This window comes from Paenibacillus sp. MT124, from assembly GCF_058792755.1.
In genome coordinates, this window is sequence record NZ_CM179500.1 from 1,830,515 (window position 1) to 1,845,122 (window position 14,608).

The 14,608-nt window shown below is 45.7% G+C and carries 14 protein-coding genes; 9 read left to right on the forward strand and 5 right to left on the reverse strand.

Annotation, left to right across the window (positions count from 1 at the left end):
• Positions 1–91: 91 nt before the first annotated feature.
• Together mnmM and mnmL are read right to left on the reverse strand one after the other, a co-directional pair.
• A complete protein-coding gene (gene mnmM / locus AC3RCI_RS08635) occupies positions 92–676 on the reverse strand; it encodes a tRNA 5-(aminomethyl)-2-thiouridylate-methyltransferase MnmM (protein ID WP_492528657.1) in 585 nt (194 codons plus the stop codon).
• A gap of 1 nt (position 677) precedes the next feature.
• A complete protein-coding gene (mnmL, locus tag AC3RCI_RS08640; protein ID WP_127539338.1) occupies positions 678–1,631 on the reverse strand; it encodes a tRNA modification radical SAM protein MnmL/YtqA in 954 nt (317 codons plus the stop codon).
• Between the two features lie 305 nt (positions 1,632–1,936).
• On the opposite strand from mnmL, the gene AC3RCI_RS08645 reads away from it, so the two are divergent.
• Positions 1,937–2,137, forward strand: a complete 201-nt coding sequence (locus tag AC3RCI_RS08645; RefSeq protein WP_095288345.1) for a hypothetical protein — start codon at positions 1,937–1,939, stop codon at positions 2,135–2,137.
• Positions 2,138–2,288: 151 nt separating this feature from the next.
• Entirely contained in the window at positions 2,289–3,038 is a 750-nt protein-coding gene (gene trmB / locus AC3RCI_RS08650; protein ID WP_336779340.1) for a tRNA (guanosine(46)-N7)-methyltransferase TrmB, read from the forward strand.
• A gap of 94 nt (positions 3,039–3,132) precedes the next feature.
• On the opposite strand, the gene AC3RCI_RS08655 is transcribed toward trmB, so the two are convergent.
• Complete coding sequence (locus tag AC3RCI_RS08655) at positions 3,133–5,385, reverse strand: AraC family transcriptional regulator (RefSeq protein ID WP_492528659.1); 2,253 nt, start codon at positions 5,383–5,385, stop codon at positions 3,133–3,135.
• A gap of 402 nt (positions 5,386–5,787) precedes the next feature.
• Here AC3RCI_RS08655 and AC3RCI_RS08660 point away from each other — a divergent pair, with 402 nt between their 5' ends.
• The 3 genes from AC3RCI_RS08660 (at position 5,788) to AC3RCI_RS08670 (ending at position 9,278) form a co-directional block, all read left to right on the forward strand.
• Complete coding sequence (locus AC3RCI_RS08660) at positions 5,788–6,693, forward strand: ABC transporter permease (RefSeq protein WP_492528661.1); 906 nt, start codon at positions 5,788–5,790, stop codon at positions 6,691–6,693.
• Between the two features lie 30 nt (positions 6,694–6,723).
• On the forward strand, positions 6,724–7,626 hold the full coding sequence (locus AC3RCI_RS08665; RefSeq protein ID WP_095288341.1) for a carbohydrate ABC transporter permease: 903 nt from the start codon (positions 6,724–6,726) through the stop codon (positions 7,624–7,626).
• Between the two features lie 98 nt (positions 7,627–7,724).
• Positions 7,725–9,278: an ABC transporter substrate-binding protein gene (locus AC3RCI_RS08670; protein WP_419719964.1), complete on the forward strand. Its 1,554-nt coding sequence runs from the start codon at positions 7,725–7,727 to the stop codon at positions 9,276–9,278.
• Positions 9,279–9,385: 107 nt separating this feature from the next.
• Here the strand turns inward: AC3RCI_RS08670 and AC3RCI_RS08675 are convergent, their stop codons facing one another.
• Together AC3RCI_RS08675 and AC3RCI_RS08680 are read right to left on the reverse strand one after the other, a co-directional pair.
• A complete protein-coding gene (locus AC3RCI_RS08675; RefSeq protein WP_127539343.1) occupies positions 9,386–10,534 on the reverse strand; it encodes an MGDG synthase family glycosyltransferase in 1,149 nt (382 codons plus the stop codon).
• Between the two features lie 50 nt (positions 10,535–10,584).
• Positions 10,585–11,112 carry a phosphatase PAP2 family protein gene (locus AC3RCI_RS08680; RefSeq protein WP_153977671.1) on the reverse strand — a complete coding sequence of 176 codons (528 nt, stop codon included), beginning with the start codon at positions 11,110–11,112 and terminating at the stop codon, positions 10,585–10,587.
• A 700-nt stretch (positions 11,113–11,812) separates the two neighbouring features.
• Between AC3RCI_RS08680 and AC3RCI_RS08685 the strand changes: the two genes are divergently transcribed.
• The 4 genes from AC3RCI_RS08685 to rplT all read left to right on the forward strand — a co-directional run bounded on the left by AC3RCI_RS08685 (position 11,813) and on the right by rplT (position 14,514).
• Entirely contained in the window at positions 11,813–13,051 is a 1,239-nt protein-coding gene (locus tag AC3RCI_RS08685) for a glycosyltransferase family 2 protein (RefSeq protein ID WP_095288337.1), read from the forward strand.
• Positions 13,052–13,356: 305 nt separating this feature from the next.
• On the forward strand, positions 13,357–13,851 hold the full coding sequence (infC, locus tag AC3RCI_RS08690; RefSeq protein ID WP_153980623.1) for a translation initiation factor IF-3: 495 nt from the start codon (positions 13,357–13,359) through the stop codon (positions 13,849–13,851).
• Positions 13,852–13,875: 24 nt separating this feature from the next.
• Positions 13,876–14,076 (forward strand): 50S ribosomal protein L35, encoded by a 201-nt coding sequence (rpmI, locus tag AC3RCI_RS08695; RefSeq protein ID WP_062320217.1) that lies wholly within the window; start codon positions 13,876–13,878, stop codon positions 14,074–14,076.
• Between the two features lie 78 nt (positions 14,077–14,154).
• Complete coding sequence (gene rplT / locus AC3RCI_RS08700) at positions 14,155–14,514, forward strand: 50S ribosomal protein L20 (protein WP_095288335.1); 360 nt, start codon at positions 14,155–14,157, stop codon at positions 14,512–14,514.
• Positions 14,515–14,608 lie beyond the last annotated feature (94 nt).

The window sequence follows — 14,608 nt, forward strand, 5'->3', positions numbered from 1 at the left end:
GAGCCAAGGTTAGAGCTTGGCCCATATTCATGCACAGCGATGTCGTGCTATTTAATGTGTTTATTTTATGGCATTTGGAGAGTAAAGGAAATTACTTTTTCTCAATACCAATCAGAAATGGAGAGGTTGCGCGCTGCAGCTGGCGGTACATCACAACTTGTGCCTGGTCTACAGGCAAAGCCGAACACCAGGCCAGTACTGCATCTGCCTCCTGTGCACCACCCTCATGGCCCGGATACAATACAGCTGTAATTATGCCGCGTGGTCGCAATAGGCCCAGTGCTGCTTCAAATGCCCCAATCGTGCTGTCCGTTAGAGTAATAACAGAAGCATCCGCACCTTCGGCGGGCAGGTATCCCAAGTTGAACATGACTGCGCCCACTTGGCCCTGCCATTGCTCGGGAACAGCTTCAGCCATTCGGTCATGGCTTAACTCCATCAGGGAGATGGAACCGAGCTTTGATCCGTCTTCCTGTTTACGAATTCGGGCTTGTGCAAGAGTCAGCGCTTCATTTTGGATATCGAAACCGATGACCTGACCACGTTTCCCAACCTGCTGTGCGAGAAACAGGGTATCCGCACCCGTGCCTACAGTAGCATCAATCGCAAAATCCCCGGGCTGCAAACGGGAGGATACCCATTGATGGGCGCAGCTAAGAACCGAGAGAAAGCCCATCTTATGCTCCCCTCCAATATTTACCCTGCCATGAATCACGTAAACGTAATTCGCGGTCAATGGAATTCAGCACTTCCCACTTTTTCATGGACCACATCGGTCCAATCAACAGATCACGCGGAGCATCACCGGTGAGGCGGTGCACAATCATTTCCGGTGGAAGCATCTCGAGTGTATCGACAATCAGTTTGATGTACTCGTCTTGTTCCAGGAATCGAAGAAGCCCGGCTTCATACTGTTTGACCATTGGCGTCTTACGCATGAGGTGCAGCAGATGGATCTTAATGCCTTGCACATCCATATTGGCTACTGCGCGTCCGGTATCCAGCATCATTTCATGCGTTTCCTGAGGCAAGCCATAGATGATATGTGTACACACACGTATATTCCGTTTCCGCAGTTTCTCTACGGCCTCTTCATAACATTTCGTATCATGCGCGCGGTTGATGAGCGTTGAGGTCGACTCGTGGATGGTTTGGAGTCCCATTTCAACCCACAGGTAGGTACGTTCATTCAGTTCGGCCAGGTAATCCACAACATCGTCAGGCAGACAATCGGGGCGAGTGGCGATTGACAGACCAACGACACCGGGCTGTTGTAAAATCACTTCAAAATACTCACGGAGCTGCTCTACAGGAGCATACGTGTTCGTATATGCCTGGAAATAGCCAATGTACTGGGCCGTAGGCCATTTGAGGTGCTGTTTGTCCCGAATCGTATTAAATTGGGTAACCAGATCATCCCGCCGGCTGCCGGCAAAATCTCCTGATCCCCGTGCACTGCAGAAGGTACATCCGCCTTTGGCAATTGAACCGTCACGGTTTGGGCAGGTGAATCCTGCATCAAGCATAACTTTGAACACTTTATTGTTGAACTCGTTTCGCATTTCATAATTCCAGGTGTGGAATCGTTTATCTCCCCAGGAAAGAGGAGGTTGTATTGCAGGTGCATTCATCTTCAGGGTGCTCCTTTGGCTGCCGCATTCCCTCTCGGGAGAGACAGATGTTTATCTATTCACGTGATAGAACGGATTGTAATAATCCGTGTCTCCATGGACTTTAACCATTGTATCAAAAAACGCAAAAAAAGGGGAATTCGAACTCAAAAATAGACTGGTTTATCAAGGTTTTTCGCTTGCTATAGTTTACACCTTGTGTTATATTTAATTTAACGTCAGACAGCATCCAATGGGTACTATTCATCATAGCATTTGAATCAAAATTGACGTCATGGACCATACTATACCGTGAGGTGATATGAATGAATTCCCAAGTTAAAAACAATAACCTTCATCATGTTTCAGTAGAACTGACGGCAGAAGAGGCACTGGCTTTGACAGGTGTTCGATTTAATGGCAATCCGAAAGTGGAAGCGGCTGCAAGACAAAAAGTTCGCACGGCTTTCGAAAAGACATTTGATTTTTCACACCAAGATAAGGTAGACTATGAACTATTAAAGTAGTTGGACCCCAATTCCAAATAAATCGAAGAGGGAATCTTTGAGATTTGCCCCAAGTGGCAGATCCGAAGATTCCTTTTTCATTGCTCTTTACAATTGGCCGGTTCTTCGGCAAAATGAGTCTGAGACAAGTATGGACAAACGGAGGAATAAAATGCGTTTACGTGGCAGAAAAGGGATTCGGGAAAATCTGGAGGAGCAAGTGGATCTTGTTGTTCTGGAACCCAAACAGTACAAGGGGAAATGGTCTGAACTGTTTGGCAACGACCATCCGATCTTTGTTGAATTTGGTATGGGTAAAGGTCAATTTATCAGCCAAATGAGTTATAAATATCCGCAATACAATTTTATCGGTATCGATATGTATGATGAATTGGTGCGCCGGGCCAGTGAGAAGGCCCGTAATGCGTGGAGTGAGGCTGATGTAGAAACGCCGCCCAATGTGAAGCTTGTCCTGGCGAACATTGAACAGATCGAGGACGTGTTTGAAGCGGGAGAGCTGGAACGGATCTATCTGAACTTCAGTGACCCATGGCCAAAAGCCAAGCATGCACGCCGTCGTTTGACTCATCCGCGTTTTTTGAAGAAATACACAGAACTGCTTAACGCCAAGGGCCAAATTCACTTCAAGACCGATTCGGAGACATTGTTCGAGTTCTCGCTTAATGCGATTGCCGACTATGGTCTGCAAATGACCAATCTGTCCCTGAACCTTCATCGTGATGGATTGAATGAAGAGCATGTCATGACGGAATACGAGCAGAAATTCATGGGCAAAGGCATGAACATTCACCGTGTGGAAGTCATTGTGGGTGAAGAGGCGCTGCGTGAGTATCAGCAGATGCGTCTGGACAAGTACAAAGTACGTGAAGCTTCGGATGATTCCGGAGAAGACCAAGAGTAAAATGAATAAGCGGCACATGGAGGAGAGACTCATCACTTCGTGTGCCGCTTTTTTGATGTTTCTTCTTCAAGATCATTAGAAGATATCGATATCGTTACATTTGCTCGGAGCGCAGTTCCTTGCGACGATAATCATTTGGGGTCACCCCATTGAACTTTTTGAACATGCGATAAAAGTAGGAGCTGTTGGTGAATCCGGTTTTCTCAGCAATATCTGCAACGGAATTCTCAGTCTCAATCAGCAGATGCTGGGCTTTGATGATTCGTGTCTCGTTAATCACATCCGTTAGTCCTTTTAACGTGAGTTGTTTATACAGCCTGCTGATATAGATGGGCGACATAGTGAGTTCCTCAGCAATGGAGGTGAGGCAGAGATTGGTGTCCGCATAATCCCGTTCGATAATGCTGTTAATTCGGCGTAGGAGCTCTTCATGCCTCAGCGTTCGTTTCTCTTCCACTTTCAATCCTAATTCATCAAATAGGCGATAGAAGTGGGCATGAACTTCACGGAGTTCCTCCGCTTCATGGAGAGGAAGCATTGCAGTGTCCGAGATCGTATTCAGTGTAAGCTGGTTATTTTTTTTAAGCGTATTGCGTACATGGTTCAGTGTCATCGTCAGATGGGACAGAGCCAATTGGAATACGGTAAAAGGGTATGCTGACGTTTCATCCACGATATCCGTATAGATCTGTTTGGCTTCGCCCGTTTTGCCTGTCATGAGGCAATCGATGAGCTGCCGCTCTTTACTTGCCGGAAATGTATATTCCTTGGCCTGATACGCCATGATGTCGGTTGTATACAGCAGGCAGCCCGGACCGCTGAATAATCGGTGCAGGGAAGCCTCCGCTGAGTGGGGGTAGCCGGCGATCGCATCCTCGAAAGAGTCTTCCTCGGGCCCGACAGTGAACGAAACGGAGCATTTCAAATGCAGCATTACCGCATCCTGCAGCATACGCAGTAGTTCCTCCATATCTTCCTCTGCATCCTGTACGTCCTGCTGATCCGAATTTTTGTGATTGAAAAGAAGGCTAATCATGTCCCCGCCCATATCGACGGTTTCCGTGTGGTAGCGAAATTCCGCCGATTCTATGCAAATGTTCATCATCGCATATTTAACAAGCTTGATATCGTCCCGGTAGGTTTCGCAAAAATCGGCAAAACGGTCAATACGCAGCAATACCAGCCTGGACGGACGATGAACCTGGACAGACGAACCATAAAACTTCATGCGCTCTTCCAAAATCCCCCCGGAGACCGTCTCTCGCCCCTGTAGAGCACCACGCAAAAAATCCTGACGCAAGATGTGCAGACTTCCCCGACGCTCGGCTTCCATAACTCGCATGCGAACAATGACTTTATCGATGGGGTGATATAATTTCCGAGAAACAAGGTAAGAGAGCAGCAGTCCAGCAATAAGCAAGCCCAGACAAAACAGGACGGTGTGCGTGCGCATGCTGCGAATATCAGCAGTGATCAAATGATCAGGTGTAATTCGTACATAACGCCATCCCAAATTATCAGGTGTGGTATAGGTGATAAGTGATTTTTCCCCGTCAACGTCAGCGGTAAAGTAGGCAGATTGCTCCGTATTTTGCAGAATGGGGTGCATAAAGGCTTCCTTGGAGAGATCCTGCATTAACGTGCGATCGCCAAAATCGGACAGCAGTTGTCCGTTTTCGTTAATAATAAATGTTTTGCCCGGCTGATCCGCTGCATTGATGTTGGGACTTAACCAATCGTCCTTGATATTGACTACGACTGCGTAGTTTAATTCGGCATTATCATTGATGGTGTCATAGCAGAGATAGGTGTAACTATTCACTTCAACTTCTTCTGTAGAACCAACCTGGTAAGTACGTGGAATCGGAACAAAGGGTTTGTATTCATGAAATCGCTGGAGGATATCCTTAATGCCCTGATCGTCTAATTCGGCAAGGGTTTGCTGACCATTACGTGCTTCTGAACTAATAAAGAATTCGTTGCTTTTGGAGTTGTATACATAGATGGATTCGATAAAGGGAAGGGACATGCGGTAGTTATCGAGCTGCTCCATGGCTGGAGTGACTTCATAAATGCTTGGTTTAGAGTACAGGAGAAGTGCAGAGATGCTGTAGTCCTGATAAATCTGATAAGACAAGGATTTGGCCGTTTCGGTCATTTTGGACACTTCCCGGCTGGTCTGTGTGAGACTGTTCATATCGGTGCGATAGACCTGGCGGAGAGCGATGCGATTGTAGTTGACGTAGAGAATGGCAGAAGCGACGAGCAGGGTAGCAACGGTACTGACAATGATGCCAATCAGTATGCGAGAAAATACATTTTGACTGTCCTCCGAACGTTTGCGCATCAATCAGTTCCCCCTGAACATGTGCATTTTGGGTGAAAAAACTTCATTTCACAGCGTTACGCTCTGTTTCACAGCAGGTCGCTTTGGATGAGGATAGCCCTTTAAATTATACATTATGTATGCGTTTACATCAATATTGTACAAGGTTTAAAAGGTTGTTTCAGTATATATCGTTCAACTTTCGCTGAATTGTTCACGATGCTCAGGTTATGCACGATATCAACATTTGTGAACGCACTAAAGTTCTTTTCAGTGTTGGTTCACATTGTTCATATCCGGTTTGGCAATATCGTTCATTTTCCGGCGGGAAGCTTCAGTATCGGGGAGCGGGAAGGGCATATACACTAAAAACAGAGCTCCACGGCGCAACCGCGCTGCAAGAAATTCGGGAGGGATCGAGCCATGCTCAAAGAATTGAACAAAAACAAAATCATGTTTCTGATGCTGCTGCCTACACTGATCTTTTTTCTTATTAACTCGTATTTTCCGATGGTGGGTATCTACTATGCGTTTACCCGGTACGACTTTGAAGGCGGATTATTCGGCAGTCCATTCGTAGGGCTGGAAAACTTCAAGTTTCTCTGGCAGTCCGGCATGCTGCTGAAGCTTACGACCAACACAGTGGGTTATAACCTGGCTTTCATTATACTGGGAAATGGACTCGCCATTTTCTGTGCCATTATGTTAAGTGAAGTCCGTGGCAAGCTCTTTAAGAAAATTACGCAATCCGTGATGTTCTTACCGTATTTCATCGCATTCGTACTACTCAGTGTAATCGCTTACAACATGTTCAACTATGAATCCGGTTTTGTGAACACAGTACTCAAACGCTTTGAAGCCGGCCCGATTGATATTTATAACACGCCCTGGATATGGGTGTTCCTGATCATTATCTTTTATCTATGGAAGAATCTTGGCTACAGTATGGTGATCTATCTGGCGGCGATTACCGGGATCAGTGACGAATATTATGAAGCTGCCCGCATTGATGGAGCGAATATTTTTCAGCGTATCTGGTATATCACCGTTCCCATGCTGAAACCGACCTTTGTCATTCTGCTTCTGTTCTCTCTGGGGAGCATTATGAAGGGGCAATTTGATCTCTTTTATCAGCTTATTGGCAATAACGGTGTGCTGTATAACGCCACAGACATTATTGATACGTACGTGTATCGCTCCCTGAAAGTGACCTTTGATATCGGGATGGCTACCGCAGCAGGCTTGTACCAGTCTCTATTCGGGTTCATTTTGATCATGACCGTGAACTACATCATCCGAAAAGTGAATGAGGATTACGCCTTGTTCTAAACCGCCCAACGGGCAGAAGGGAGAAGCATCATGCATACTACCCGTGCCAGAGATTCGGAATTTACCTTGCTGTTTCAGATCATCGCCTATGGCGTCATTCTGATTTTGTCCATCATGTGTCTGCTGCCTTTTCTTCTAATCCTATCCGGCTCGTTCAGCAGCAATGAGTCGATTGTAAGAGATGGCTATCATCTCTTTCCAACAGACTTTTCCCTGGAAGGCTATCAAATGGTGTTCAAATTCCCTACTCAAGTGCTGAAAGCATACGGAGTGACTGTCTTTACAACCGTTGTGGGGACCGCGCTCGGACTGTTCCTCATTACGATGGCAGGCTTCGTACTACAACGCAAAGATTTTAAATACCGTAATACCTTCTCTTTCTTCATTTACTTCACCACGCTCTTTGGCGGTGGGTTGGTGCCTTGGTACATTATGCTGGCTAATTATTTCAATTTGACGGATACGTATACCGTCCTTATTTTTCCTGGATTGATGACGCCATTTCTTATCATTTTGATGAAAAACTTTATCCGTTCTGCTGTTCCGGATGAGCTGGTTGAATCCGCCAAAATGGATGGCGCGAATGACTTCCGCATTTACTTCAGCATTGTATTGAAACTGGCGATGCCCGGGATCGCAACCGTAGGTTTATTTTTGGCTCTGGGTTACTGGAATGACTGGTTTACTTCGTCTCTGTTCATTAACAACCCGGATATGTATCAGCTGCAGTTTTACCTGTATAACACGATGAATACGATTACTTTTATTGATCAGATGGCCATTGGCACAGGAATTACGCTCAGCCAGGATGTACCTACGGAATCAACCAAGATGGCCATGGCGATTGTGGTGACGGGTCCGATTTTGTTCCTGTATCCGTTTGTACAGCGCTATTTCGTCAAAGGTCTAACGATTGGTGCGGTAAAAGGTTAGAACGTAAAAATGCTCGGGGCGCCAGCCAGTTGTTTGTTTACTTCTGCTCGTGTCCTGGCAGTTTACGCTAACATATAAGGTTTCCTACAAAAGGGAGGATGCGTATGCGCAACAAAATAATTCGGCACTTGTCTCTGGTGCTGGCCCTAATGTTGTTTGCCGGGATATTAGCCGCATGTAATAACGGATCTGGGGGATCGGCGCAAGGGAATGAGGAAGGGGCGTCTTCGACAGACAAAGGCAAGAAGGTAACCCTGCAATTTTACATGCTGGGGGACGCGCCCAAAGACTTGCCTGTTATTGAATCCGAAATTAACAAACTCGCTGAGGCTGATCTGAACGTCAATGTAAAATTTAACTACACTTCCTGGACGGACTGGGATCAAAAATATAAGCTCCTTCTTTCTTCTGGCCAGCCGATTGACCTGATTTTCACTGCGGACTGGACATTCTATCAATCGTATGCCAAAAAAGGAGCATTCCTGCCGCTCGACGAGCTGCTGCCGAAGGCGGCACCAACATTGCAGTCCCACGTGCCCGAGGACATGTGGAATGCTGTTAAAATCAATGAAAAAATCTATACCGTGCCTTCGACCTGGATCGAATATGTGACAGAAGGAATTGCTTACCGGGAGGACCTGCGCGAAAAGTATAATCTGCCCAAACCGGAATCCCTGGAGACGCTTGAAGCTTATCTTGAAGGAATCAAAGCCAATGAACCGAACATGATTCCGATCGCGGACAACAATTCCAATCACACTCACGGCATCCGACAGTTAACCTCCAAACTGGTGAATACGGCTGGTCAGCTCCCTTACGGGCTTGATATTATGTACGATTCGCCGTCAACCATCACGTCCTATTGGGGATCCGCCCAGCATCTGGAGGACCTGAAAACGTACAAACGCTGGATGGATAAAGGGTTTTTCCCGAAAAACGTGCTGAACGTAAAGGACACATCGAATTCACTGCTGCAAAATGGCAAGGCGGCTGTTGTGCTATCAGGCGAGAACCCGAACAAGTTTAATGCGGATGTGATCAAAGTCCAATCTACGCATCCCGAATGGAAGCTTGGATACTTCGCTTATCCGAATGCCAAAGGTTTTGCACAGCCGGTTCATCCGATTCACAATGGATTCGCCATACCGCGAAGCAGCAAAAATCCGGAGAAGGCACTCGCTTTTTATGAGAAGCTGGTAACAGACAAACGTTACAACTGGCTTACGGAATACGGTGTAGAAGGTAAGAACTTTGAAGTGCAGGATGGCTACTACAAAATGGTGGGCGATGCTCAGACGAATGGATTCCCGCGTGAGGGCATGAATGGCTGGGCTTGGCGGAATCCGGACTTCATGCTCTATGATAAAACGTTCGACGACGTACTCGCCATGTTCGAGGAGCTGGACAAAATCAAGAAGCCGGATATCTTTACCGGATTTGCTGAGGACTGGACACCATTTCAGGCAGAGAAGGCTGCGCTTGAGCAAGTGGAGAAACAGTATCTGTACCCACTGAACGTTGGTTTGGTTGCAGACGTTGAAGCAGGCTTGAATACATTTATGGAAAAAGCTAAGCAGGCAGGGCTGGAGAAAATACAAGCGGAGTACACCAAACAATGGCAGGAATATTTGAAATCGGCAGGCATTCAGTAGTTTTTATATATTTCATTTTACAGTAAACATGAAAAAAGGTACCTTCACGTTGAAGGGACCTTTTTTTCTTTGCATAAGTGTATGCGGCTTGTTTATCGAACTTTTGATCATAATCTAGCCTGATCAGTCTGGAACGGCCGAAGGTCCAGAAGATCAATGATGCTTTGTGCACTTTCCATCGGACGATATTTGGCAATCTGTGCCAAATGGCGTTTGCGTTTACGGACGATGTCGGGATATTTATGTAACAATTTATTCATCCATTTAACCACGACATCGAGCGAAGTGATCGGTTCGCCCAGTCCTCTGGCGGTAAAATATTGAACGTTCTCTTCCTCCTGACCCGGAATGGGATTATGGAACAACATCGGAATACCTTTGGCGAGTCCTTCCGTGCATGTCATTCCACCAGGCTTGGTTATTAGCAGATCCGAAACTTCCATTAGCTTATCCACTTCTTTGGTGTATCCGATAATGTGAATATTTTCTTTCCGGTACTCCGGGTTCTGTTCCATGCTGATCCGGATTTTGTCATTGCGTCCGAGACAGAAGATGATCTGAATGTCGTTATGCCAGCGAGTCAGAAGCTTATTGACCACTTCATCGCTGAGCATTCCCCAGCCGCCGCCCATGACAAGAACGGTGGGCATATCTTTCAGATTAAACTTGGCACGAATCTCATCCCGGCCAGGATGCTCCCAAAAGTTGGGGTGTACCGGAATGCCGGTAACTCGTATTTTGTCCACGGCAACTCCGCGCAGCATCAATTTGGACTTGACCTCTTCAGTAGATACCAGATACAAGTCCACCTCGGGACTGATCCACGTGCCATGCGCATCGTAATCGGTAATGACCGTGCAGAGTGGCACTTGTACACCGAGGCGCTTTAATCTTGATATGACAGCACTTGGAATGGGATGCGTACATACAATGGCATTTGGACGAAGCTGCCGTACGACACTACGTGTATGTGTGTAAAACAGCTTGTGCAATGCGAGTGTAGTCAATCGGTTTAAAGACTTTTTATATTGATGCCTGTATACGTATCCGACAAGTTTGGGCTGGTTGGTTACCGTTTTTTTGTATGCCGTAATAATAAGTGGTGCGACCCTGGGGTTAAGGAAACTACCCAGTTCGAGCACTTTGGTCTGTACTTCCGGTGAGAGCTTTCTCAAACTGCTGGACAGTGCATAAGCGGCTTGTGTATGACCGGCTCCAAAGCCTTCTGAAAGTAGTAATACTCGTTTTTTCTCCACGCTTGCTTCACCTGTTCCTGCTAGGTTTTCCTTAGTCTAACATATCTGCTTTAGGACCATAATGCAACTGTCGCAAGTGCGACTAAAGTACCGATTGTAGCACCTGCAAGCACGTCCGAAGGATAGTGCAAACCCAAGTAAATTCGAGAGAATCCGACAATCAGTGCAACCGGCAGCAGCGTCGCCAGCAAAATAGGTTCCATAGTCATAAACGGAACGGTTACCGAGAAGACAGCGGTTGTATGCCCTGAAGGAAATGAGTGGTCCGTCAGGGGATTGCGGAAGGTGATCGTCTCCGGCATGGCCAGATATGGCCGGATGCGAGGATACAACCTTTTGGCGATGGCTACGGGAATATGGCTCACAGCCAGAGCGATACATGCCTGTAGGCCTGTCGTATTCCAAGGGGCTGGAGCGAGCAGCCATATCAACAAGGATACGGCAATAGAAAATGTTGCTCCGCCCAGATGGGTGAGATAGTACAGCCAAAAATTCATAAATCGATTATGAAGTCGACCATTAATCCACATAAATACATTGCGATCGTACGCTTGAAACTTAACGAATAAACGGCTCATATTGGCCTCCTGCCAGTCAGGCCGCCCGAATTGGCGGCAGTATTTCCGGTATGTTTCCTGTGTCCGGTGTTGTCCTGATTACTATATAACCGTTTTTCGTGAAGTTCAGGTTATTTCAGGTATATGTTTATCATATTTTTAAATGTTGTCCTTTTCAAGAAGAAGACATGTGAACAACGTAAAATTCATGTTAAAGAGTGGTTAATCATCCAACTTAACTTTTTGACTCGGACGAGCTAAAAAAGATACAATGATTCAACATGGCTGAAATGAGGTTAAAAAAATGTGAGTTTTATATTGAACTTTTTGGTGTCCGTTTGCGTTATTTTTTATATAGCCTCTGGTTGGACAGTACTGGGGAATGAAAAAAGCAGGGACTTTAGAAATAAAAATCAAGCAAACGGCTGAAAATAAGATATAACAGGCATGAATGCGAGGGCGCAGTATCACGAACTGCCAATTCAGCGTTTAATGTTCACATTTCTGCTTTAGGAAGTGAAATTGCGGTTTTGACAAATAGCTGAAAAGCATCCAAAATCGATAAAGCAGCCAAATTGGAAGCAACCATGCTTGAAATACTTGCGTAGTAAACAAAAGACCAGGGTCATATTCTGCACATTACAAAAAAACAAAGATGCAGAATCAGGTAGAGAAACGCTAAAGTAAACAGGGTTTGAAAAAAAGGGGGTAACAGAGAACGATGTTGGACGCTATATTCGTCACGATGCAGGTCATACTGGCACTGCTAGCCGTGTACCAATTCACGTTTTCGCTGTTCGGTCTGTATAAGAAAAAGAAAAAGAAACACTATCCTGCCACAAAGTCTTTCGCTGTACTCGTTGCAGCACACAATGAAGAGCAGGTCATCGGTGCATTAATGGAGAACCTGAAACAACTCGATTATCCGGAAGATCTGTATGATGTGTTCGTTATCTGTGATAACTGTACGGATGGTACAGCTCAAATCGTCAGAGATCATGGCTTGAATGCATGTGTGCGTACAAATGCCGATCTCAGAGGTAAAGGTTACGCCATTGAGTGGATGCTCAAATATCTGTGGAAATTGCCGCGTCAGTATGACGCCGTTGTGATGTTTGATGCCGACAACCTGGTTGATCGCAATTTCCTGCTTGAGATGAATAACGACTTGTGCAACGGTTCGCGTGTTATTCAAGGTTATATCGATACGAAAAATCCGGAAGATTCCTGGATTACTGCAGCATACGGGGTATCGTACTGGTACATCAACCGTTTGTGGCAGTTGTCTCGTCACAACCTGAACATGGCCAATTTCCTTGGCGGTACAGGAATGTGCTTTGAAACGAATTTGCTGAAGGAAATCGGCTGGGGTGCGACTAGCCTTGTCGAGGACTTGGAGTTTACGATGCGCAGTGTGCAGCGTAATGTGTATCCCGTGTTTAACTATGATGCAAAAGTATTTGATGAGAAGCCTTTGACATTCAAAGCTTCAGCAAGACAACGTCTGCGCTGGATGCAAGGTCACTTTACGGTAGCACGGAGATATTTCTTCCCGCTGTTGTGGCAAAGTATTAAGGAAAGAAGTTTGGTCAAGTTTGACCTTGCCGTATATGGTGCTAACGTATACGTTGTATTACTGACATTCCTGATGACCGCTGTGATGTGGGTGGATACTGCCGTATTCAGCGGACCGCATATTGCCAACATCTACGGGTACTTCCCATTATGGGTAGGCTTCGTAGCCATTGGTTTGAACATTTTGACATTCCTGTTGTCGATGGCATTGGAGAAGGTCACTTTTGCGAAAGTGTATCTGTATCTGATTGTATTCCCGATCTATCTGCTATCGTGGTATCCGATTACGTTCTACGCGTTCTTCACGCAGAACAACAAACAATGGAGCCATACCCAGCATACACGTGTTGTACGTTTGGATGAGGTGCAGAGCAAGCAAGGGTAATGATAAACAGCTTCACACCAAAGATTATAGAAAATATCCTAAAACATATTGACTATAGTTGATTAAGGTGTTATAGTATTCAAGTGCGTTAAATGAATAGCAATGGAATCACAAGCAGAAGTCCGACTTCTCACCTGACCAACATTGATGTTGGCTGGTCAACGATCCCAATAATTTATGAAGTGTTTACTCATGAAGAATTGTGTTGATTACAGGGATGTCGGTAGCTTGACCGGCATCCCTTTTATTTTTGTTTAACAGTATTCAAAATGACCTGGAGGTGGACGGTTATTAGTAAAGATCACATGATTAATGATGAGATTCGGGCGAAGGAAGTGCGCCTTGTCGGAGCTGAAGGAGAACAAATTGGGATCAAGCCCATTCGGGAAGCACTGCAAATGGCGATTGATCTGAACTTGGATCTGGTCAATGTGGCACCACAGGCTAAGCCGCCGGTGTGTCGCATCATGGACTATGGCAAGTTCCGCTATGAGCAACAAAAGAAAGAAAAAGAAGCCCGTAAGAACCAGAAAATTGTTGACATTAAAGAAGTATGGTTCCGTTCCAATATTGAGGAGCACGATTATCAAACGAAGCTTCGTAATGTAGTTAAGTTTTTGAAAGAAGGCGACAAGGTGAAATGTTCCGTTCGTTACCGCGGACGTGAAATTGCGCATGCCGCCATTGGTCAACGGATTTTGGAGCGCGTGAAGACGGAAGTTGCAGAACTCTGCACCATCGAGCGTCAACCGAAATTGGAAGGCCGAAGTATGATCATGATTCTGGCTCCAAAAGCCTGATAACATTGAAGGAGGAAACACAAAATGCCTAAAATGAAAACACACAGCAGTTTGAAAGGACGCTTCAAAATTACCGGTTCCGGTAAAGTCCTTCGTTACAAAGCACACAAAAACCACTTGCTTTCCCACAAATCAAAACGTGCTAAGCGCGTTCTGAACGGCAACCCAGTAATGGCAGCAGGGGACGTAAGACGTTTGAAACAAGGCTTGGCTAACTTGAAATAGTACATCCGTATGGGGGATCGGCTTAGGCCGTACACATACCACGGATACATTTAATATTTATTTGGGAGGTTCTTTAATATGGCAAGAGTAAAAGGCGGTTTTGTAGTACGTCGTCGTCATAAAAAGGTTTTGAAACTGGCAAGAGGTTATTTCGGTTCCAAACACCGCATTTTTAAAACAGCTAACGAGCAAGTAATGAAATCCCTGGTTTACGCATACCGTGACCGTCGCAACACGAAACGTAACTTCCGCAGACTGTGGATCGTTCGTATTAATGCAGCAGCACGTCAAAACGGTTTGTCTTACAACAAACTGATCCATGGATTGAAACTTGCTGGAGTGGACATGAACCGCAAAATGTTGGCTGATCTGGCCGTTAACGACATCAATGCGTTCAACTCTTTGGCTACTGTAGCTAAAGGCAAAATCAACGCTTAAATTGTAACATGCAAGCCGCCGTACCTTATGGCGGCTTTTTTTACGCCAGAAAGTGTGGACGAATACACCGGGGTCCGGAAGGACAAACTTAGAT